The organism is Telluria sp. RB2R28 (assembly GCF_059685835.1).
The window spans coordinates 1620366-1643647 of sequence record NZ_JCASIK010000001.1 but is presented as its reverse complement, the minus strand read 5'-3'; the positions used below and the strand labels follow the sequence as shown (position 1 = coordinate 1643647).

Here is a 23282-nt window from a genome sequence, read left to right as displayed (position 1 = left end):
TACCCGGTCTCGAGCTTGCCACGCTCTGTCATCTCCAACGCGACCGCATTGCCTCGTTGTGGATTCATCCACCTGACGACATTGTTCTGGTCAAACGCGTAAGATTTGACGTTGATGTCTGGCGCTGCGCCGCTCGGATCGCAAGCCGTGTTCGTATAGTTGTCAAATCGTGTGTTGAGCGCGGCACGCAGAGATGCGAGCAGGGAAGGCGTGGGAAGCGCCGAGACCCGGACTTTGCCGCCGTTGAGGCGATTAAGCCACATTGAGCCGGTACACACGAATGGCGTCAGCGCAGCGGTACTGATTGGCGGCCTAGCTGAGGAATCTGCGCGTGTACGGCGCGGCACGACGGTGCTGCATCAACGGCACCTTGCGGAAAGCTAGTGTTTCGCCGTCATCTCATGCTTCCCCCGTCTTCCTCGTCACTGTTATTGCATTAAAAAATAGCTTAGACGCATCAATCTTAGCCAGCTCGCGGCGAGCGGAGTTGACGCGCGGTAAATACGAAGGCTGAGCGCCAAGTAGAGGCCGTAGACAGTCAAACCATCCATGTTCTGCAGAGATGCTATTCAGATCGGTAATCATCCTTGGGAATAGACTGACACCAACCAACCTTCAGATAAGCAAAGAGCGCTATACGGTTAAAAAACTTTCAAATTGTGACAATTGGAGAGATTTAATCGCTATCGTTCTGATAACTTTCCAAACATCATTGTATTTACGTTTCAGTGGCTTTCAAACTGTAAGTATCCTAAGCCCCACTAACTGGAGGTTCGATGATGTCAACAGCAACGAAGTCTGCACGGTCCCCCACGGTGTTTCGATGCGTCTTTGGTCTTCTCTTGGTATTGGTTGCTACAGCCGGCGCTAGTACAGCAGCAGAGGTGACGAAGACAATCACTGCAAAGTCGTTCATCCAGAAGATCGATATCTCTGCACCAGCCCAGTGCACTGGTCCGCTGGCAAAGCTGCTGGCCAGCTTCGCCAACTGTAACTTCTCCGAAAATCCGCAGACACCTTCGCCGACTTCGAAAGACTATCGGCTCTACAGCAAGGTCAATGCCACCGTAAGTTGTGAAGGAGACCGCGTGGCCAAGTGGTCGCTGACTCCTGTTGAGACCAAGTTTGGGACCGAGATCCTGATCTTGAATGCGACGGGCGCCGTCAAGGACCAAGTCAAGACGAACCCACCGACGAGTGGCATGTCATCGCAGGCCAAGGTCAGCTATTCCTATGCCATGAAGGGAAGGCCACACGACTCGGCTGAGCCGACGTTTCAAGCCGTTAAAGCACGTAGTTGCCACTACATCTGGCACAGGGTGGATGGTGAGATCTCGTGTAAGGCCGGGAACCCCGTCGTCACGGCCAATGTATCTGGTAGCGGGTTTCCATCTCACCGGGCGTGGGTTGGCGAGACGCGTGCTTCTCAAATCGACCAAGGCCCCTTTATGAAACTATGGGAGTGTTCGGCGTCGGATCCCACCTTGATTCGCTGATGTCAACGGCATACCGATTAACAAGGCGGAGATAACCAGATGCGTATGCGCTTTCTCGCAATGTTGTTCCTATTGTGCGCGCCTCTGCCTTGGTCATGCGCTTCGGCGCAAGGCGACGGGGCTGGTGCGCCAACTGCTCCATTCAAGGAGCGTATGCGCATTTTCTTCGCCGCTGGCAGCAGCGATATCTCTGCACACGGATTGGCGACCATTCGCCGCGTGGTGGAGGTGGCTCGTGAGTTGGATGCACTGTCGATCAAGATCGTCGGTCACGCCGATCGTATCGGCATCGCCGCCGACAATGAACGACTGGCGCAGGAACGTGCCCAGAACGTTGCGGCGGCAATCAAAAATGCGCAGGTACCGGACGGCGCGCTTAGCCCTGTCGAATCACGCGGATCAACTGAACCGTTCACGACCGATAGAAATGCATTGCACCTTAACCGCCGAGTCGAGATATCGATTTACGGCATCCCTCGTCTGTAGATGGGAGCTCCACGATGATGAAGCTTTTGCCTTTGACACTCAGTCTGTTCGTCGCCAGTAGCGCGTTTGCACAAGGGTTCGATACAGAGCTCGATGTAGACCCTAGCCTGCGGGAGAACATCGAGTTACAGGCCGCTCTGTTGCGAAAAATTCGCGCTGATGAGCAATTCTTGACTGCCGGGGCGATCGATGACGCCACAGCCAAAGAGCTGGGCGAGCTTTACGCTTTAGCACAAGCAAATTTGGATTGTGGGAAAGAGCCGGCGCCAACGACTGAAGCTGACCCTCGCAATCTTGCGAAGAAGAGACTGCTATGTGCAGACATCAAGTATCGCAAGTTTTTACTCGAGAAGCGGATTGGTTTCTGGGGAGGGGTGCGCAATCTCGTGCCCGAAATCCCGCCGATTCCATTGAAAGCGATGGAAAAAGTGCTCGAAAAGATGGTAGCGCTTCAGAAGGATAATTTATCTGTCGACCTGGCCGTGACTGAATCCGATTACCGGATGATCGACATGATCTCCCAGGCCAGAATCCATAAAGGGCAGGAAAAGGCCAGCGGATACAGTGAGCAGAACGCAGCAACCCGTGCCAACGCTGCGCAAGCACGCGCTGCGCAGCTGCAGGGTAGGCTCGATGCGCTGTGGGAGCAAAGGCAAACGCTCAGAGCTTATGAGGCGGAAGCCCGGAATCGACTAGAAGCGGCCGAGGCCAGCATGGGCAACGCTATGGTCGAGGGACTCACTGCAGCCACCGGTGCGCCTCCGTGGGTAGTCGACCTGGCAAAAGGCAATGCCCCAGAAAAGGCGCTGTATTCCGCCGCGCTGGGTTACCTCCAGTCTGAGCTCGCCAGCAATGCCGACTTCCGCAACAAGGTGACCGAACATCTCGGACCGATCAGGGAAGGCGCTAGAAATGTCGCAAACGTGTACGCCGAAGCTGCGGAGTGGAAGCAGAAGATCGAACTGTATAAGGGTAAAGCAGAGACCGTCTACGCAACCTTGCGGCAGCCGACGATAGAGGGAGTGCTGGGACTGGGCCAAATGGCGTGGGAGTCGATGCCGAACGACCAGCGCGCCAAATGGATGGCTAACGTCAAGGCAAGTACCCCCATCATGGAGCTCGCCACCATCATGGCTGCGCCAGGGTCTATCAAAGACAAGTTTGCAGGGCGCGCGTTCGAGTACGTTGCCAATTCACCCGCGTTCGCCAAGGTCATGGCTGAGGCCATCGATAACACCGCCATTTACCGCTTCGCCGAAATGAAAGACGATGCGGCCGCGGTCTACGCAGGATGGATCAAGAGCATACCCTTGGCTTCCCTTTCTACCCAGGAACTGGGCAAAGTCGCGGACTCTTATTTGCGCGCCGACGCAGAAAAATTTGTCGCGGGCTTGACTGACCAAGCGAAAGCAGCGCTCAAGGCGCAACTCAAATTGCCCGATGAGCTTTCGATCGCTCAGCACATCGCGGCGCAAGGCATGACAGCGATTCCGAACATCAAGGTTGAAGCAGGCGAGATCCGAGTGTTGGGCGCTGGCGCCACCGTCACGTGGCGTGCACCGGTATCGGATTTGATCAACAAGAGCCTCGCTGTTGGCGACCTCACTTCACCCCGGGCCCAGGAGGAACTTCGTCGGGCCATGAAAGCATTCGCATCGAGTGGCGCTTCTCTGCGAAAAACGGTCACCGACATCATGCCGCCTGCGCAGGTCGAAGTCGCGCTTCGGACCTTGATTGCGCCAGAGGGTCCGATCGATACGAGCAATGCGAAAGAGGCGTGGAAAGCGATCGTCGGTAACGACCTTGATGACCTTACAGGGGCATACGAGCAAGTGGCCGCAAATCGGATCGGCATGATGCTTGGCGCTGAAGAGATGGAAAAGGCGGCAAAGCTTGCGACGAAGTTGCAATCGCAAACAGGTGCGGTGATCGCAGGGGCCAACCGCCCAGCAACGCAGCAACCGGACCAGGTACAACAGGGCGCGATACTGGCGGCACAGGCCGCGTTCCCTGGGGTGACCACAGCCGCGCTATTGGCAAGAAAGTTCGCCGACAGCATGATCGAGATGGATCTGGCCAATTCTTGGCTCGACGATATCCGATCGCGTCTCGAAGCCAACTTGGTGTCCGAAGCCAGAGTGCGTGATCTGCACGAGGCGGCGTCGATCGACTCGGAGCTCACCGAAAGGGAAGGGGACTTACACCGGGAGTTGCGTAGTGCCTACGCCGCGAGTTTCGATATCTTGGCCAGCGGCGCTGAAATGGAAGCAACTCAGCGATCGATCCAATTGGCGCGTATAGCCCGGCGTCGTACGCTCATCCTTTACCTAGCTGAACAGATGCGTACTCATTTTGATGCGTTCAATCTTGCGATCAGCCGATGGGGGAATTTCCCATTAGATTCTCGAAATCAGGTCTTCCGCCGTCTTGGCAACAATCCGCAAAACCTTCGCTTGGCGCTCGACCCAGAAATTCAGCTGTTCAAGCAATTCGATCGGGATAATGAGTCGAGCAAGACCGATATCGATCGTCTGGTCGTGCATTGGCAGACGATGGTGCAGTTCGCAACCGATGCTTGTGCCGAGGTTGGATGCGACGGCGCTAAGCCAGCCGCGACAGTGAATGAAACCGAGGTCTTGAGCTTGTGCGCACTGCTCGATCAGCGCGAGCGCGAGCAGTGGCAGATCTGGCAGCGATCAAAAAGTGCCAAACCCTTTCAGGTCAGCGTGTTCCTGGATCCAGTGGCGCTCAATATCGACGTCAGCGATACATCCACGGAACGGGCCCATCGCATCGTCGATTTGCGCGCCGCACCGACCAAGCCTGCGGGCACAGCCTCTAAGGCAGCTTGCCAAGGGCATGAAGGCGACGGTTTCGTCGACCTGCCAAGCATCAGAATTGCGCATTCAGGGACGGGATACATCTTCCGTGGCAAGGGCGTGTTCGATCGCGAAGTGCTGCTTTCCCACGTCACGCCGCCTGGCGAGTCGCCAAAGAAGAATTTTCCTATGACGAGTTTGAAGACGCGGTGGGCCGGCGCGGCGCCAAAACGTGGAGAGCTGGAAGGGCAAGCCCTGTTCACTGAGCTGCAGGTGACCATTCCGGCAAATGCTACCGGCAAACAGCTTTCAGATCTGCGTTTGAGGATCGCGTATCAATACGTGGACACCGCTAATGTGCTGAACGAAGAACAGTATGTAAAGAGTAATGAATCCGAGATGTACAAGCCTTATCAGTATCAGTTCGAGATGCCCAAGCGAAAGGTTTCGACAAAGACGGTCGATGAGAGGAACATCACGTATTCGCTTCCAGCGCAAGCCATCTCAATGTCGGCGGACAGGATTGGCATGGTCAGCCGCGTACAGAACGCCGCATTCCCAGAACTGAGCAAGGCGCGCGCAGCGGTCTCGTATTCCTCAAAAACGCCGTTGCAAGCCAAGGATGTTCGTCTGATTCGAAGCTGCCGAAGCGTGCAAGAGATCGTCGACGAGATGGTGGAAAACAAGACCGTGGTCTTGGCGGATCAAATCAACAAAAAGCATGGGGGGAATGACGAAACCGTATCGTCTGTTCATCGGGAAGCAGCAAGACTGAAAGTCAAGACACAGATTCCGCTGTATCGAAGCCAAGCGGAAAAAATCTTGAGTGACGCCGGATGTAAAAACCCTGAGCTCGAGCTCATCCAGGTCAAGAATTGAACGGGACCCCCTATGAAGACGATAAAAACGCTTTTTCTCGGCCTGCTGTCACTCATTACCGGCCTAGCCCACATGCCCTTGGTGCATGCTCAGGCAGAGGGCGCCGCCATTACGGCGCTAGTGCCAGTCGATTCCAACACCATCAAACCTCTTTTTACAGGCGCGCGCTTTTACCCTGGTGAAAAGGTCACCTTATCGGTACGCGGCCCAGTGTTTCCACTGCGGCGCGCCGACTATGTCGAACGCTGCACCAAACGCATATCATTCGGCATCGGGAACGTTTGTACAAGAAAAGAAAAGAAACTGGAGGTCGTGGAGGAGGTGGCTGGCGGCCCTGAAGTAATCCCCTTGCTGCTCGAGTTGCACGACGCCAGCCAGACACCGCCCGGTGCGGCAGATATCGGTGTCGTACCGGCCGTGCAACCGGGGTTGGTGATACCAGAATATGCCAATACACCGTTTTTGCTGGTATCGCCCGATTCGATAGAGATCGATTTGCGCGCTCCCAACTCGCAATCCATTGCGGACATGCAGCGCCGATTTACGATGGATGCTGTCACTGCAACCGTCTTCCAAGGAAACAGGGTAAAGCCAGCAAATCAGTGTGCCGAACTTTCTGTGGGGAGTTGCAGCGCTGGTAATTTCACTGTCCGGGTGGTCGAAGTGGATAGCCGTGTTCGTTTCAAGGCTGTCAAAGACATGCTCACTGGCCCCCAACCGATCAGTGCCGCGGCGGTCGAAAATCTCGTCGATCTATGGTTATATTCGGACATCAAAGGTGGAAAAATCGTACGCAATCCAGAGCGTGCGAAAGAATTGTCCGGTGCGGTGATGAATCATGCCTTGAAAAATTATGCTGGCGCCGGCTTTGCCAAAGATCGGCAATCACTTTTCGAAAAGGCCCTCGAACTCGATCCCGACAACGGCATGGCGGCTGCTAGGCTCGTGGGCAACTTGATCGAAAGTGGCGACCTGGTGAGAGCGCGATTGAAGCTCGACACTTCGTTACCGAAACTGCGCGACGCCTATCAGGACGAAAAAAGCAAAGCAGTAATATCGGCGGCCGTATTCATGAATTACGCTGAGCAGTTGGGAAATGCAGCAAACCTGATGATCTTGCAGAGGGCGAAGGTAGAGGGCAATGATATCCGTGCTGCGGTCTCGATACTCGATTCGTCGATCGCGACCCTGGACGAACTTCGAGGAAGACAAGTGGACTTCGGTGTGCGCAGCATGCAAGAAGTCGACAAGATGCACGTAGCCCAAGCGGAGTCCGCCGCCATGGCAGGACAGATCTTACGCGATCCCGCTAGTCTCGATCACGCTATCGCCAAGTTGGATGCAGTGTTAAGGCTGTTACCTGAAACCACGCGCGGGTATCTCGTGGGCGCGGGACCGACATCCGGGTCGCGTCTGGTCGCGGAAACGCAACTGGTCTTTCCAAGTAATCGTGCCGAGGCGCGCTTGGTGGCCGAATTGAGCGTCTTGTCACCCCGGCTGAAAGATGCCGTCGCGGTCACAGATCAGTTTGCCATTGGGCGCGCGGCAGGACCGACGACCAATAACCTCGTCTGGTCTTCGAAAAGCGGGTACATGGAAACGAGCAATCCAACGCCAATCCCCGCTAATGCGGCGATGGTGGCGGGACGACCGCAGGGCGGCGGCGCTGTATTTCGTCAAACTGGCGCGGGCGACGTAAACCACTGGCTCGTGCGTGACGGCAGCTCCGTGATGTTCAAAGCAGTGCTGGCCGTACCGATCAATGATGGCTACCTGTCGATCACTGACGATGGCAAGATCCATGTCGTTAAGAATGGCAATGATGAGCAGCTGACGCAGGGAAACGATCCCGAGCTCATGAAAGGGGTATCGGTATTAGCCAGCGATTCCAACGCTCAGCAGATCGCTGCTCTCCGGGTCACGGGTACGCCTGAATTAGTCATTCTTGGCTCGTCGCCTGACAAGCCGTCCTCGGCGATTGCCCTCCCGTCGGTCAATGCCGACGCCATGGGAGTCAGGCTAGCTGTCGGCCCTAAGGGACATATCGTCGTGTTGACGCCATCTCACTTGTGTATGGTTGCTGAAAGCAAGTTGAGCTGTGAAGCACATGGCGACGCAAACGTGCTGACGCACTTGGTCGCGCCGGGAATCATTCCCGGTGAAGAGCGGGTAGTCTACGCAGTGCGCGCCAATGACGACAGCTTCGCCACCATTCGGCATCGAGAATACGCATCGTGGGCAAAGTTCGATGAACTGCTGGTGCCTGCCGCAACTGACTGGAAAAACGCCCATTTGACGACTGTTTCGACACGGCCCGCTGCACAGTTGAATAGTCCATCCATCGTTACATCCCAATTGACCGTTCCCACGATCCCAGCGCGACTCTCGCTTCTGGGACTCGAGAAAGAACTCAGTCGCTCCGAGCAATATTTTGCCGGGCACGCCGTCGCGTTGAGTGCGACCGAGATCGTCGTGCGCGATCGAAGCGGCGCTTGGCGATCTGCTGGGACCGATACGGAAGTCGGTAAGCGCGGTGCAAGACCGGTATTTGCTGCAGGCGCGAAGAGCGTATGGATTAATGAACCCGACGACGCCATTACCGAAGTAACCATTGTCGACACGGCGTCAAAATCCTCATCCGTCGTTAAGCTGTCGAGCGTTGGGAAGAAGTATCGTCATTTACCACTCTACGAGCGTGACCACACGCTTTTGCAACATAGCCTCGTAGTGGTCGATAACACCGATCCGGCTGCGAAGCCGCTGTTTTTCAACCCACAAAAGAATGTCTTTGAAGAGCTTGCCGTTCAAATTCCCGCCGATGCATTGGCGATTGCGCGCGCTGCCGATGGTATCGTCGTGTTGACCCGCAGCGACGGTGACTTCTACCTGAAAAATGAAACAGGAAGCCCCATCAAAGTGTTTTCGGCGCCTGCTGACACCAAAATCCATGCCAAGGCATTTTCGTCTACGACGCATTTCATTGCGAGGCTCCTTGACGAACAAGGCAATGGGACCATCGTGACGGTTCCTTATGCAAAATGGCCACAATCGGAATCGGAGCTGACGCCGCACGCATTTGCTGCTGTACGTCACGTCTCAAAACAACGTGGCATTGGCCAACCTACGCCAGGTTTCGTCGACGCCGCGCTTGGCATTGCTGCGATCCCAGCAGATGGATGTAATCTCATTGCCATCCTCGGCCCCGCAAACAACAAGCCATTGCCCAGCGTCGTCAGCGGAGGGTCCAATGTCCTCATATCGCCGTCGATAGCGTACGTTGGCATGAATGGGGTAACGACGATCACGCGAGCTGGTGCGCAGAACACTGCATCGGAGAAATTCCCTGCAAGCTGTAAAAAGAGTTGATAGCCTAGAAGCTGGTCGAACATCGCAAGGTTGCCATGGGTTTGATTTGTCACCAGTCGATCGTTTCGCTTCCTTCCTTTCAAGAAAGTTTTACGCTCTCTGCATTACCATTACTAGGAGGCGATCCAAGCCGTTCAGGGCGCTCAGGCGGGATGCGAAAAGGTTTAATAAATCTGTAGCCAATTGGACGATGTTCACGGACCGCTTGCACAAGCTGCGGCGAGATCGCGACGTGAGTTGGACAATGGCGTGGAATCGGGCGAGCGGCTTGCGCGATTGTGACCGCGCGCCGCGCTAATTCATGGATGGCTTCAACTTTCATGTCGACCGCGTATACATATGAGCGACGAATAATTTACTAGGTGGTCCGTCCGCTTGCGCTCTCTTCACGTCGTCGAGCTACCTAGAAAGACTAGCTAGACGCTCTTCGTGCCTTGAGCGCTACGCGTATCTCGCCCACTGCATCAGGACGGGATTGTGGTGCAGATCGTAGGCAGTACGTGCCCATTCGGCGCCGAGCGTGTGCGAGGGGTCAGTAAGCAGCTGCTCGATGCACTCGATCAGAGTGAGCACGCCTTGTTCGCTAGGCATATGCAGGTGTGACAATGCATGCATGTGAAAGCGATCGAGTGCACAGATGTGTACGCCGGTAATCCCCCCACAAAAAGAGCGCGATCAGAAGTAGAATTTTTTACTTAAGACACAGAAAGCTCGGTAATCCCCCCCCTTTTTAGAGCACGCTAAAAGTAGAGGTTAAGCGGCCGGTGCCAATTTCTGTTTTGGCGTAATACCGCCGAGCGCCGTGTTGGGCCGGTCGTGATTGAAGGTCCACAACCAGTTGGTGGCAAATTCCTGGATTTCGTCGAGCGTCTCGAACAGGTGATGAGCGAGCCAATCGTAGCGAACCGTCCTGTTGTAACGCTCGACGTAAGCGTTCTGCTGCGGCTGGCCGGGCTGAATGAATTCGATGCGGATGCCGCGCTTTGAAGCATACGCCAGGGTCACCGCGCTGATGTATTCAGGGCCGTTGTCGCATCGGATGGCTTCGGGCTTGCCGCGCCATTCGATGATCCGGTCGAGTGAACGTATCACGCACTCGGGCGGCAGCGAGAAGTCGACTTCGATCCCCAAGCCCTCGCGGTTGAAGTCATCGATTACATTGAACAGACGGATGCTGCGCCCATCGGCAAGCTGGTCATGCATGAAGTCCATCGACAAGCTCTGATTAACGGTGGTCGGTACCGCCAGCGGTAGCGGCTTCTCGCGCACCAGGCGATGGCGCGGCTTGATCCGCAGGTTCAGCTCGAGTTCGCGGTAAATCCTGTAGACGCGCTTGTGGTTCCATTTGAAGCCCTTGACGTTGCGCAGGTACAGAAAGCACGGCCCAAAGCCCCAGTTGCGCTGGTTGTTCGTCAGTCGCACCAGCCAGTCCGCGATGAGGACGTTCTCTGCGTCCAACTTCGCTTTGTACCGGTAGCAGGTCTGGCTGATGCCAAACGCATGGCATGCCAGCTTGATCGTGGCTGACCGCTCTGTCACGGCCCATTGCGCCATCTCCCGCCGCTGAGATGGCGCTACCATTTTTTTGTGAGTGCCTCCGCGACGATCTCGGCCTTGAGGCGCTCTTCGACGTACATTTTCTTGAGGCGCCGGTTTTCCTCTTCCAGCTCCTTCATCCGTGCCATCAACGAGGCGTCCATGCCGCCGAACTTGGAGCGCCACTTGTAGAACGTGGCGTTGCTGATGCCGTGCTCGCGGCACAGCTCCGGTACTGGGCTGCCGGCCTCGGCTTGCTTGAGGATGGCGATGATCTGGCTGTCGGTAAAGCGGGAGGTCTTCATGTAGAGCCTTCTGTGTCTCAAGTAAAAAAATTCTACTTCTGATCGCGCTCTTTTTGTGGGGGGATTACCCGACGACCATATAAGAAAAGCGGATTTCTTGCTGACTTTCGTGTTCTGGCTGGCTGTTTCGGTAAGCGTACGCAACGCAGTGAAGCGTTGGCGGACCCGCGTATGAGCTTGTCGGCGAGGTCCGCTATGGGTCGGTACCGGCCTGTCGTGACGGTCCGTGCTTTTTCAAGCCAGGCAACCGGCTAAGCTGACGTAGACGGCCTAGTTCGGCCCAGGCTGTGTAATAACTTAGAAGCAGGCTTTGGCAGTGGAACTGTACCCGCCGATGCGTATGGTGCGGCGCTTTAGGGTAATCAGGGAGCAGTGCCGGTTTTTTGGGGATACTGACCTGATAAGCACGGCACTCGCTCCAAACACGCACTGCAGGTCCAATAAAAAGGCGTACGCCTTAATTGCTTCCATCATGCCAGCGACCCCAAACAGGGACATCAAGCGTTTGAAGTTATAGGCGAGCACGTGCAAGCTCATTTCGGTCTTCACTCGTTCCAGTCCTTTTGTCATGAAGTGCGTTGCCCCCATCCAGGACTTGATGGTCCCGAATGGATGCTCGACTGAGCAACGCCGGATCCGCATGGCATCCGGGCTCCGTTCAAGCTGCTCCTGCATGTCGTCGAGCACATCCTGGTGCTCCCAGCGCGTCACCCGGCGCTGCTGGCTAGGCGTGCACCTGTCTTTGAGCGGGCAAGTCTTGCAATTCGAGCTCCAATAACGGTTGAGCGTCATGCCTTTTTTAACCCCGGCAAAACGCCAGATCAGTGCCTAACCCGCCGGACAACGGTACTCGTTCTTCTGCCGGTCATAGACGAAGTCTGCCTTGTCGAATCTGCCGTCGGCCTTGGCGTTCGATGTCCTGGTAGCCGGCACCAGTACGGCAATGCCGGCTTGCTTGCACGCCAAAATTTCCTCGCCCTTGAAGTAGCCGCGATCAGCGATTGCGGTCAGCGACTCTGTCCTGATTGCGGTGCGAGCCTTCTTAGCCATTCGCGACAGCTGATCGCGGTCGTTGCCGATATTGGTTACCTCGTGTTCGACGATCAAATGGTGCTTGGCATCGACTGCGGTTTGCACGTTGTAGCCGACGATGCCTGAGCCGCGCGTCATCATAGAACGGGCATCTGGGTCGGTCAGCGAGATCTGCGTTTCGCCAGTCGTCTCCAGCTTCGCTTCAATTTCTTTGAGCGCTGCCATCTGCAATTTCATCGCTGCTATCTTGTCGTTCAGTCGGGCGTTGCGCGCTTGCTTTACCGCCGGCTCTTGTCTGTCAGCCGTGTCCAGCTCTGCCAAATAGCGGCCGATATTGGCCTCGATTTCTTCCATCCGACGCTTGAGCTTGGCCTGCGTAAAGTTCCGATCACTGCTGTTGACTGCTTTGAACTTGCTGCCGTCGATTGCCACAACCGCGTCCGAGAACAGGTCCAGTTGCTGGCACAGCACAACAAACTGCCGGCACACATTACGAATCGCTTTGCCATTATCTTTGCGGAAGTTCGCGATCGTTTTGAAGTCCGGCGCCAAGCGTTGTGTCAACCACATCAGCTCGACATTGCGCTGCGCTTCGCGCTCGAGCCGACGGCTCGATTGGATGCGGTTGAGATAGCCATAAATGTAAAGCTTGAGAAGAACGGTGGGATGGTAAGCCGGCCGGCCCGTCTTTGCTGGTTGCACCCGCGTGAAGCCCAGGAGGGCAAGGTCGAGTTCGTCCACGAATACATCGACCACTCGCACTGGATTATCTTCGGCGACGTAGTCGTCCAAGAGTTCGGGCAACAGCGTGCCTTGGCCACGATCCTCGCCTTCAATAAAGCGCTTCATTTTGCATCCGTCTTGATGAGATACTGGCTTAACGTTTACCGGACGACGTCCGTTTACACGACGCTACGTTTTTACACAGCCTGGGCCGAAAGCGGACACGCGTAACGGAATTAAAGGGACGTAATGAACGTACTTCCAGTGACTATTGAGCGATTCGTTAACGACGACTTCCCCGGTTTTGTGGAGTGCGTTTTGATTGACTCCCAAGACTGCTCGCATCGTTTCGTTGAAAAAGCGCCTGTCTTAAGCACTGCAAATCTTTCGCTCGACAGCGCTTTTCCTCAGCCAGGTCACATCGCTTGCGTCGTTGAAGACGAATGGATCGATGAGCGAGGGCGGCAATTGGTTCGCGTCAGCACCACCGATCCATGGGGTATTAAATCAACAACTGGGAAGACGACCTTCACCGTCGTGCGCCACGAAATTGAGCTTGTGTGATGCCGTCCGCTTTGGGGCGGTTGCTGCCCACCGTTACAGCCTGCGACTTTCCTGCCTTGGGCACCTGATATGCTCACTTAGGGTCGATTCCTGCTTGTTAAGGTTTCGTTAGATTTCAACCCGGCAGACTGCTGTGCTGGGCTAACCGGTTAACTTGGTCTGAGACAGACACTTTCACTTACTTAAATGTCGATCACACCACCCCGTAATCAGCCTTACTCTGGAAGACATGTCAAGACACAAGTGTTGTTGTTTTGTGTTGTAGGGTGTTGTGTTGCTGTGCTTCTATACGGATTAATGATGTACCCAGACGCGCCGTACAAGTTATGCAAAGGCGCGCAGTATTGCGGTAAAACAGGCAAACCTCATTCGTACGAATTTTTTAAGGCCTGGACGCATTGGGAAGGATTACTGATAGTGTGCTGGCCGTTTGGCATCGTAGCTGGTATTTTTCTAAAATTCTTACTAAAGAAGACGTTTAAGTCTTAGACCGCTTTCGTTCTTCGCGGTCCGCTTCGGGTCGAAACCAGCAAGTGTTGACAGGCGGTTTTCAGCCAGAGGCGGACTTGTTGATCCACTGAGATTTTTTGCTTTTCGCGGTGTCTTTAAGGAAAAATATGCTTCTAGATTTGTTTGTTAACATCGTTAGTCCCATAGCGGAAAAACGCTATCCAGCAGTACGCAAAGCGTTCAGATGGTCCGGCGCAGTGTTTCTGGGTGCCTTGGTCCTCTACGTCGCATACTCGTTCTTCGCGTCTTAAGGAATGACGGCTGTGGGTTGGAACCAGCCGGTTGTGACAGGCAGGAACCGGCCAAGAGTAGATTTTCCGATGAATTACGAAAGAGCCAAACAGATGAACGACGCACTTGTGGCAAACATCGTGTCATTCGAGGAAGACGACGCCGTGGCGGTTCTCGCATTCTGCGCTGAAGAAGGGCAGTCTTCTCAATACCTGATGCTTCAGTTTCCTTTGCAAACGGACGAGCAAGACAGACGTCCTCGGCTGGACGGTCTTTACATCGAACCAGATGATCAAGCGTTCGGGTGCCACCACGGGGTAGAGTCAATAATGCGGAATGGTGATCGCATCGAAATCGATCTGAATACGGAAGGCAAGCGACGGCTGAAAGTAGAGCGAATAGTCATTGTTCCCGTGCCCTGGAGTCCGACAATCGACCAAGGACTCGCCCGCTTCGCCGAATTGTCACGAGGCGAATATGATGTCCTGTTCCAGTGAGGATACGACCGTCTGCTGCGGGTCGAAAGCACATTGTCGGGCAACGCAAACGGCTGACAGGTTGTGGCAAACATTATTTGCGCGGCCACCTGCCAAAATCATCTTGCCTCATGAAGGACGTTGTGGGATGCGTTGCGTTCGACCACCCCCTGCGCCTGCACCCGCCTAAGCCAATAGGCCGCAGAACAGCCGCATGGCGCTGGCATCACGTTACCGCGGACTCGCGCCGCTGGTCGAGCCGACCGGCCACCGGGCCTGCAGGCGCCGGTATTCGTCGGTCGTGATATTGAGGATGGACCCGTGGCGCTTCTTGCTCTGCCCATAATCGACGTTCCCGGCGTCGACGCGGCGAAAGCGTTCGGGCCGTGACAGGTCGTCGCTGACCAGGGCCAGGTAGCCACCCTTGCGGGCATACTGGTCGACCCACATCCCCCATTCGCCCGTCTGCGCAATCTTGAAGAGAATCGGTCCTTCGACATCCTTGCCGGTCAGGCCCAGCGGTTGCAAGTCGCCCAGGGTGTCCCACTTGCCCATCAGCGTCGTTGCGCCTTCGAGCGTCAGCTGGCCGTCGCCCGAGGCGCGCACGTAGCGGTAGCGCGCCTTGGGATCGTCGACCTTGACGATCTGGGTGTCGATCAGCCCCGTCGTGCCGGGCCGGTCGATATAGAGCGCTGCCGGGGTGAAGCTGACGAAGTCGCGCGTGCGGGAGGAGTAGATGCGTGGCTTGGTGACGCCGCCGGCCGGCGAGATGGTCGCCCAGTAGACGAGGTAGTCGCCGCTGGCCTCATCGTAGATGGCTTCCGGCGCCCAGGCGCAGCCGGCATCGGGAATGGCGCCGGCGACGTCCACCAGACGCGGCGCCGACCAGGTGACCAGGTCGGCCGATTCCCAGATCACCAGCTTCGTGCTGCCACGGTTCATGGCGGCGGGCCAGCCTTTGTCGTTTGCGATACGCAGGTCGGTGGCCAGGATCCAGAACCTGTCGCCGTCCGGCGAGCGGGCGATTGCCGGGTCGCGCACGCCGCCGTCGCCGAGGGTGCTGCGCAGCACGGGCTTCGATCCATTCAGGTCGGTCCAGTGGTAGCCGTCCTGGCTTGTGGCGAAGTAGAGCTGCTCGCCATCGACGGTCTCGCTGGTGAAGTGCACCAGCAGGTAGTTGGGCTGCGCCGCGGCCGTGGCGCGCGGGGCTGCAACGGTACCAGGCGCGCTGCAGGCGGACAGCAAGGCAACGCTGGCGCTGAACAGGGCGCACAGCGCGATCCTGGCGGCGCTCGGGAGCATCGTCATCATGGCTTCGGCACGCCTTTGCCGCCGACGATGGGTTCACCCATGTCGCCCGGCTGGAAGGCCGGCTGCATCGGGTCCATCGGCAGGATGTTCCCTTGCGCGTCGAACGTCATCTTCGCCAGCACCGTCTGGCGCCGGTAGCCATTGCCGTCCGGGATGGCATGGCGATGGTAGGCGACGTACCAGCGGTCCGTGCCTGGGACGTTCACGACGCTGTGGTGGGCGGTGCCGACCGCCGGTCCGTTTTTCTGCAGGACGATGAAGTTGGTCTGCGCCGCCCGCACTGGACCCAGGGGTGAATCGGCCGTGCCCCAGCCCACCCGGTAGTTCGGGCTGCGCGCATCGTCGATCGACCACATGAAGTAGTAGGTGCCCTGGCGCTTGAACACGACCACGCCTTCGCGGAAGTCCTTCATCGGGATGCGGTGCACGGCTCCGTCGAGCGTGACCATGTCCGGTTTCAGTTTGCGGACGTTGGCTTCGTCGCCGTTGCCCCAGTAGATGTAGGCCTGGCCATCGTCGTCGATGAACGGGTAGGGATCGATGGTGTTCGTGGTCATCGTGGCGTCGCGCACCAGCAGCGGCTTGCCGAGTGCATCGACAAATGGGCCAATGGGGGAGGTGGCGGTCGCGACGCCAATCTTCTGGTCGGCGCTGAAGTAGAAGTAGTAGGTGCCATTGCGTTCTATGGCGTCCGGCGCCCAGGCTTTGATATTGGCCCATGCCAGGCCACGGCTGACGTCGAGAATCATGCGCTCTTTCTTCCACGTGAGCAGATCCTTCGATGACCACACCGAGAAGTCGGTGGTCATCCAGTTCGGCTTGTCCGAGGTGGGGTAGAGGTAGTAGGTGTCGCCGAAGATCCGGATCGCCGGATCGGCAGTAAAGCCGTCAAGGGCAGGCGCCGGCGCCTGCGCCTGCGCGTGGGAGAACCCCAGGGCGGTGGCCACTGCCACGGCGATGGTCGACAGGAGGGAACGATGCATGCGCGGATGGACTCTGCAGGGACGGAAATCCCATTATGGGCGATGTCGCCGGCTGCATTCCGTGCCGGCGGCGAGTGCTCAGCATCTTGATTGATTCGGCGCCCCCCGTTCGCACGCCGTCCCCCGCTTTATACTGCCGGGCCAGGCACAGCCGCGCCGCGCCGCCTGTCCCTACTGGAGATGTCGATGACCCAATCGTTCCGCCGTCCGCTTGCCTGCCTGGCCTTGGCCCTTGTTGCCGCAGGCAGTTCGCTCCACGCCGCAGGGGCCGACACGACGATCCGCAATGGCGTGTTCTGGAAGGACACCGCCGGCACACCGATCTACTCGCAGGGTGGCGGCATCCTCAGGATCGGCGCCAGGTATTACTGGTATGGCGTGAAGTATGCCGAGGCGGTCACCTATGCGCGCGCGCCGGGACCGACGACCGACCAGCCGCACTTCAGCGCGGTCACGGCGTATTCGTCGACCGATCTGGTGAACTGGACGTTCGAGGGCGACGTGCTGACGCCGGCGGGCCTGGGCCAGCAATTCGACCCGAATGCCTGGCTCGGCCGCATGGGCGTGGTGTACAACAAACAGACCCGCAAGTATGTGCTGATCACCCAGTACAGCAGCAAGGGCACGGGCGGCGGTGTGCTGTTTGCCACGAGCGACAGTCCGGCCGGTCCGTTCGTCTTCGAGCGGCTGCAGGCGCGCATCGATAACGTCGCCACGCCGACCTCGGGCGACCAGACCGTCTTCATCGATGACGACGGCAAACCGTACCTCATCTTCAGCAATAACGGCGACCGCCGCCAGCTGTACGTGGCGGCGCTGCGCACGAGCGACTACCTGGCGGTCGAACCCGCGACGCACATCTACAGCGCGCCGGCTGGCGGGCGCGAAGGCAATGCGATGTTCAAGTACAAGGGCCTGTACTACTTCTGCTCATCCGACCTGCATGGCTGGAATGCGTCGCGCAGCTTCTACATGACGTCGCCGAACATCACCGGGCCGTACACGCCGGAGAAGATCATCGAGGGCACCGAAGCGGACTTCTCGCACGTGTCGCAGAACGGTTTCTTCATCCCGGTGCACGGCAGCGCCGGTACCACGGTGCTGTATGCGGGCGACCGCTGGAGCAATTTTGCCGGCAATGGCCACGGCTACAACGTCTGGGCGCCGCTGTCCTTCGACGGCGTGGCCCCGAGGTTCAATTCGCTCAGCGAATTTGTGCTCGACGCGCCCAAGGGCACGTGGGCGGTCGGCAAGGGCAACAACTATGTGCGTAACCCCGGCTTCGAGGCGGACCGGGTGCGCCAGACGAGCGTGGCCGGGTGGGTCAGCAGCTGGACGAGCCTGAAGGGCGACGCGCCGTTCATGAACACCGCGGGCGGCCGCGCCAGCAAGTGGGCCTTGACGCTGCGCCATCCGGGGCAGACGATGGGCAGCGCGATCCAGAACGTGACGCTGCCCGATGGCAGCTACACCCTGAAAGCGTGGATCAGGAGCAGTGGCGGCCAGCGCGTCGCGCGCCTGTACGTGGCCGGCCATGGCGGTGCTACGATTGCGCTGGCGCTGCCGGACCAGCTGGCGCAGTGGACCGAAGTCACGCTGCCGGGCATCCGGGTCGCGACCGGCAGCGTCCAGATTGGCGTCTACTCGGAAGGCAAGGAAGGCGAATGGCTCAGCCTGGACGATGTGAGCCTGGTGCGCGACTGAGCACGCCCCGCGTCCATGCGACGCGGTAGAAAATCTCAAAACCGTGAGTGTTTCATTTGCCGCGACGATATCGCTTGCGACGCCTGCCGGGATGTACCTAGACTGGCAATCCGCTCCAGTCGCTTCAACAACATCACCATGACCTTCTTCGATTTCGCCGGCGCAGCGCGCCTGCGCAAGGCCGCCGTACGCCTGCTGCTGCCGTGGTTCGGATTGCTCGCCCAGGCGCATGCCGCCGACATCAACCTGAACGCGGGCTGGCAGTTCTACCGCGCTGATGACCGCCAGATCGCCAGCGCCGACCAGGTGCCGGCCGGGGCCTGGACCCGGGTCGACCTCCCGCACGCAGCGCGGCTCGAGCCGCGCGTACCGACGGCGCCCTGGCAGGGCACCGCGTTTTACAAGAAGCGGCTCGACGTGACGCTGCGCCCGGGCGAGCGCGCGATCCTGCGCTTCGAGGGCGTCATGAACGTGGCCGACGTCTGGTTGAACGGCACCTACCTGGGCCAGCACCTGGGTGGCTACCTGCCGTTCGCGTTCGACATCACCGCAGCCCTGAATGCCGGCGGCGCCAATGAACTCGTCGTGCGCGCCAATAACGAGGACAACCCGGTCACCGGTCCCAAGCCGCTCAAGGACCTCGACTACATTCAGCACGGCGGCATCTACCGCGACGTGCGGCTCGTGATCAAGCCGGCGGTGCACATCACGGACGAGATGCTGTCGAACACGCCGGGCGGTGGCGGCGTGTTCGTCACGTATCCGAAGGCAGGCAAGGCGGCGGCCGTGGTGCAGGCCAAGACCGAGGTCGCCAACACGTCCGGCGCCGCGCAGCTGGTCACGCTGCGCCACGCGCTGGCGTGGCAAGGCAAGGCAGTGGGCCAGGCGCAGGAACAGGTGCGCCTGGCGGCCGGCGAACGCCGCCACGTCACGCTGTCGATTGCGCTGGACCGGCCGAAACTGTGGTCGCCCAGAGACCCCAATCTGTACACGCTTGCATCGACGGTCGTCTCGGCGGCAGGCCTGGATGCGGTGACGCATCGCATCGGTGTGCGCCGCCTCGCCTTCGAGGGCGCGCGGCTGCTGCTCAATGGCGCGCCGCTGCAGCTGCGCGGCGTCAACCGGCACCAGGAATACCCGTACGTCGGCTATGCGCTCTCGCTCCAGGCCGATGCGCGCGACGCGCTCCTGATCAAGCGCTACGGCTTCGATTTCGTGCGCCTGTCGCATTATCCGCAGTCGCCGGCTTTCATGCGCGCGGCCGACGAACTTGGGCTCATGGTGCTGCCAGCGATCCCCGGCTGGCAGTTCCACAACCCGGACCCGGCGTTTGCGCGCCAGGTGGTGCAGACCTGCGCCGACATGATCCGGCGCGACCGCAACCACCCGAGCGTCGTGGCCTGGGAATGTTCGCTCAACGAGACGCAGATGCCTGACCCGTTGATCAAGGCGCTGCACGCGACGGTGCACAACGAATACCCGGGCGACCAGGCCCACTCGGCCGGCTGGGTGCCGCAGACCTACGACCTGTACCTGCAGGCGCGCCAGCACCGCATCGGCAGCAAGCATCCACTGCCGGCCAAGCCGCTGATCGTTTCGGAATATGGCGACTGGGAGTACTACGCGATGAACGCGGGCTTCAACCAGACCGCCTGGGCCGACCTCAAGCCGGCCGACCGCTCCAGCCGTCAGGGCCTGGGGCAGGGCGAAGCGCGCCTGCTGCAGCAGGCCCGCAACGTGGCCGAGGCCCGCGACGACAATGCCGCCACGCCCGCCTTCGCCGACGGTTACTGGGTCATGTTCGATTACGCGCGCGGCTATGCGCCCGATCTGGAAGAGTCGGGCGCGCTGAGCATCGAGCGCCTGCCCAAGTTCGCGGCCCAGTTCTTCCGTTCGCAGCGCAGCGCAATGGAGCGCTCACCGCAGTGGGGTGGCGGCCCGATGGTCTTCATCGCCAGTTACTGGCAAGCCGGTTCGGCGCCGCGCGTGCGGGTGTTCTCGAATGCCGACGACGTCGAGTTGCGCCTGAACGGCAAGCCGGTGGGCCGCCAGAAGAGCGGGCCGTCGACAGCGCACCCGCACCTGGCGCATCCTCCGCTGGAATTCGAGACAGGCGGCTTCGTTCCCGGCGAACTGGTGGCGCGCGCGTACACCAAGGGCCGTCTCGTGGCCGAACACCGCGTGCGCACGCCGGAAGCGCCAGCAACGCTGGCGCTGGCGCTCGACGACATGGGCGTACCGGTGGCCGAGGGCGACCTGGTGTTCCTGCGCGCGCACATGCTCGACGCCCGTGGCACGACGGTGCCCGCGAGCGGCCGCGACGTCGCGTTCTCCGACGTCCAGGGCGCGCAGATCGTCGGCAGCGCCGTCGCGCCGCTCGAAGCAGGCGTCGCCAGTGTGCTGGTGCGCGTGACGGGGCCACGCGCCGGAGTCGCTGCGCAGGCCCAACTGGGCGCGCTGACAGGCAGCCTCGAACGCTGAGCAGCGCCGCACCCCCTCGACCCTTTTTTTCAACGGGCCGTCCTGACCCGGGCAGTGCAATTCAGGCATACGCAGGCATCACCAATCGTTAGCTAACGGAGACAAAATGATCCAACATAAAGCTAGAGCCTCGTACTTCCTGCTCGCACTGCTGGCCGCCACAGTAGCTGGCAGCGCGAGCGCCGTCATCACCATCCCGGGCAAGCAGATCGAACGGCTGGACCGGGGCGCCGTCGCCATCAGCGCCGGCGCCGGTGTCGGTGGTGGCGTGTTCATCAGCTGGCGCCAGCTCGCGCTCGATGCGCCCGGCACGCGCTTCAATGTGTACCGCGGGGCCACGCGCCTGAACAGCGCGCCGCTCGATGCGCTCAACTACACCGATCCGGCCGGAACAACAGCGCACGCCTACACGGTGCGCGCCGTCGTCGGCGGCGTGGAACAGGCGGGCGTCGCTGCAGGCGCCACCTGGAACAAGCCGTACCTGGCAATCCCGGTGCAGGCGCCGGCAGCGGGCACCACGCCCGACGGCGTGGCCTACACCTATGAACTCAACGACGGTTCGCCGGCCGATCTCGATGGCGACGGCGCCTACGAAATCATCGTCAAGTGGCAACCGACCAACGCCAAGGACAACTCGCAGTCCGGCTACACGGGCAACACCTACCTGGACGCCTACAAGCTCGATGGCACCCGCATGTGGCGCATCGACCTGGGCAAGAACATCCGCGCCGGCGCCCACTACACCACCTTCGTGGCCTACGACTTCGATGGCGATGGCCAGGCCGAGGTGATGGCCAAGACGGCCGATGGCACCGTCGATGGCAAGGGCGTGGTCATCGGCTCGGCCACGGCTGACCACCGCAGCCCGAATGGCTATATCCTCACGGGGCCGGAATTCCTGACCGTCTTCAACGGCCTGAGCGGCGCGGCCATGAAGACGGCGAATTACCTGCCGGCGCGCGGCAGCGTGGCCGCCTGGGGCGATAATTACGGCAACCGGGTCGACCGCTTCCTGGGCGGCGTGGCCAATCTCGATGGCAACCGCCCGAGCGCCGTCTTCTCGCGCGGCTACTACACGCGCGCGGTGATCGCGGCCTGGGACTGGCGCGACGGCGCCTTGACCAGCCGCTGGGTCTTCGATACCGACGTCGCCGGCGCGGCCGCGCGCGGCCAGGGCGCCCACTGGTTCGCGACCGGCGACGCCAATGGCGACGGCCGCGACGACATCGTGTACGGCGCGGCCACGATCGACAGCTACGGCCAACTGCTCTACACGACGGGCCTGGGCCACGGCGACGCGCTCCACTTCGGCAAGTTCGACCCGAACCGCCCGGGCCAGCAGATCTACATGATCCACGAAAGCCCGGCATCCTACGGCGCCAGCGGCTCCGGCATGCACGACGCGGCCACGGGGGCGCTGATCTGGGGCGCGAGCGGCGCCAATGCGGACGTGGGCCGCGGCGTGTGCTTCGATATCGACCCGGCCTACGCTGGCGCCGAGTGCTGGGCTTCGCGCGGTGGCCTGCGCAGCGCCACCGGCCAACTGATCAACGCGACGCCGCCCAATTCCACGAACTTCGGCGCATGGTGGGACGGCGACCTGCTGCGCGAAGTCGTCAGCGGCGCTGCGGTCCAGAAGTGGGATCCGGCCACCCGGACCCTGGCCACGCTCATCGACGGCGCAGTCAACGGCGCCACGACCAACAACGGCACCAAGGCGACACCGGTGCTGAGCGCGGACCTGTTCGGCGACTGGCGCGAAGAGATCGTGCTGCGCAACAGCAGCAACACGGAGCTGCAGATCTACAGCACCACGATCCCCACCAATACCCGCATCACGACCCTGATGCACGACCCGCAGTACCGCAGCCAGGTGGCGGGCCAGAACGCCGGCTACAACCAGCCGCCGCACCCAAGTTTTTACCTTGGACACGGCGCGCCGGCGTTCCCGCAGGCGCCGGTACACGTGCCGTATGACGGCAGCGGCGCGGTGCAGGCCGAGACCGCGATCGTCGGTGGCAACGTGCAGGTCATGGCCGACCGCCCGGGCTTCCGGCACATCGGCTTTCTCAACTTTCCGTTGAACGGCGGCAGCGCGCAGTTCCAGCGCATCAATGGCGGTGCCGGCGGCGTGAAAACCATCACGATCCGCTACGCCAACGGCAATCCGACACCGCGCACCGGCGTGCTGCGCGTGAACGGGACCGCGCAGCCGATCACCTTCCGCCCGACCGGCGCCTGGAACAACTGGACGACGATGAGTGCGAGCGTGAACCTGGCCGCTGGCCAGGACAACACGCTGCGCTTCGAGTCGACCGGCCAGGGCCTGGGCAATCTCGATGAACTGACGGTGCCGTAAGCCGTTTTCTTTCCTCTTTTG

The 23282-nt window shown here is 59.7% G+C and carries 12 protein-coding genes and 1 pseudogene; 9 read left to right on the top strand and 4 right to left on the bottom strand.

Annotated features, from left to right (window positions below; translation table 11 throughout):
* Nucleotides 1–884 precede the first annotated feature (884 nt).
* The 4 genes from AC56LV_RS07120 to AC56LV_RS07105 all read left to right on the top strand — a co-directional run bounded on the left by AC56LV_RS07120 (nucleotide 885) and on the right by AC56LV_RS07105 (nucleotide 9046).
* Nucleotides 885–1496 (top strand): hypothetical protein, encoded by a 612-nt coding sequence (locus tag AC56LV_RS07120; RefSeq protein ID WP_499556676.1) that lies wholly within the window; start codon nucleotides 885–887, stop codon nucleotides 1494–1496.
* A gap of 153 nt (nucleotides 1497–1649) precedes the next feature.
* Complete coding sequence (locus AC56LV_RS07115) at nucleotides 1650–1982, top strand: OmpA family protein (protein WP_499556675.1); 333 nt, start codon at nucleotides 1650–1652, stop codon at nucleotides 1980–1982.
* A 14-nt stretch (nucleotides 1983–1996) separates the two neighbouring features.
* Nucleotides 1997–5680 carry a hypothetical protein gene (locus AC56LV_RS07110; protein WP_499556674.1) on the top strand — a complete coding sequence of 1228 codons (3684 nt, stop codon included), beginning with the start codon at nucleotides 1997–1999 and terminating at the stop codon, nucleotides 5678–5680.
* A 12-nt stretch (nucleotides 5681–5692) separates the two neighbouring features.
* Nucleotides 5693–9046, top strand: a complete 3354-nt coding sequence (locus AC56LV_RS07105; RefSeq protein ID WP_499556673.1) for a tetratricopeptide repeat protein — start codon at nucleotides 5693–5695, stop codon at nucleotides 9044–9046.
* 753 nt (nucleotides 9047–9799) lie between these two features.
* Here the strand turns inward: AC56LV_RS07105 and AC56LV_RS07100 are convergent.
* Nucleotides 9800–10887, bottom strand: a protein-coding gene (locus AC56LV_RS07100; protein WP_499556672.1) for an IS3 family transposase whose coding sequence is annotated in 2 segments (ribosomal slippage) — nucleotides 9800–10635 and nucleotides 10635–10887 — 1089 coding nt in all. Because the reading frame shifts where the segments join, the coding sequence is not laid out codon by codon here.
* Between the two features lie 453 nt (nucleotides 10888–11340).
* Nucleotides 11341–12768: pseudogene (locus AC56LV_RS07095) on the bottom strand (IS1182 family transposase); the annotation flags it as partial.
* Nucleotides 12769–12891: 123 nt separating this feature from the next.
* Between AC56LV_RS07095 and AC56LV_RS07090 the strand changes: the two are divergent.
* Both AC56LV_RS07090 and AC56LV_RS07085 read left to right on the top strand, forming a co-directional pair.
* The gene (locus tag AC56LV_RS07090; RefSeq protein ID WP_499556671.1) at nucleotides 12892–13206 is read left to right on the top strand and encodes a hypothetical protein; all 315 of its coding nucleotides are present in this window, start codon (nucleotides 12892–12894) and stop codon (nucleotides 13204–13206) included.
* Between the two features lie 854 nt (nucleotides 13207–14060).
* Nucleotides 14061–14444: an Imm10 family immunity protein gene (locus tag AC56LV_RS07085; protein ID WP_499556670.1), complete on the top strand. Its 384-nt coding sequence runs from the start codon at nucleotides 14061–14063 to the stop codon at nucleotides 14442–14444.
* A 210-nt stretch (nucleotides 14445–14654) separates the two neighbouring features.
* Here AC56LV_RS07085 and AC56LV_RS07080 read toward each other — a convergent pair whose 3' ends face one another.
* Together AC56LV_RS07080 and AC56LV_RS07075 are read right to left on the bottom strand one after the other, a co-directional pair.
* Complete coding sequence (locus tag AC56LV_RS07080) at nucleotides 14655–15734, bottom strand: glycoside hydrolase family 43 protein (protein WP_499556669.1); 1080 nt, start codon at nucleotides 15732–15734, stop codon at nucleotides 14655–14657.
* The gene (locus tag AC56LV_RS07075) at nucleotides 15731–16717 is read right to left on the bottom strand and encodes a family 43 glycosylhydrolase (RefSeq protein ID WP_499556668.1); all 987 of its coding nucleotides are present in this window, start codon (nucleotides 16715–16717) and stop codon (nucleotides 15731–15733) included. Before AC56LV_RS07075 ends, AC56LV_RS07080 begins: the two co-directional genes overlap by 4 nt.
* Nucleotides 16718–16903: 186 nt before the next feature.
* Between AC56LV_RS07075 and AC56LV_RS07070 the strand changes: the two genes are divergently transcribed.
* The 3 genes from AC56LV_RS07070 (at nucleotide 16904) to AC56LV_RS07060 (ending at nucleotide 23261) form a co-directional block, all read left to right on the top strand.
* The gene (locus tag AC56LV_RS07070) at nucleotides 16904–18421 is read left to right on the top strand and encodes a family 43 glycosylhydrolase (RefSeq protein WP_499556667.1); all 1518 of its coding nucleotides are present in this window, start codon (nucleotides 16904–16906) and stop codon (nucleotides 18419–18421) included.
* 138 nt (nucleotides 18422–18559) lie between these two features.
* The gene (locus tag AC56LV_RS07065) at nucleotides 18560–20902 is read left to right on the top strand and encodes a glycoside hydrolase family 2 protein (RefSeq protein WP_499556666.1); all 2343 of its coding nucleotides are present in this window, start codon (nucleotides 18560–18562) and stop codon (nucleotides 20900–20902) included.
* A 106-nt stretch (nucleotides 20903–21008) separates the two neighbouring features.
* Nucleotides 21009–23261 (top strand): rhamnogalacturonan lyase family protein, encoded by a 2253-nt coding sequence (locus AC56LV_RS07060; RefSeq protein ID WP_499556665.1) that lies wholly within the window; start codon nucleotides 21009–21011, stop codon nucleotides 23259–23261.
* Nucleotides 23262–23282 lie beyond the last annotated feature (21 nt).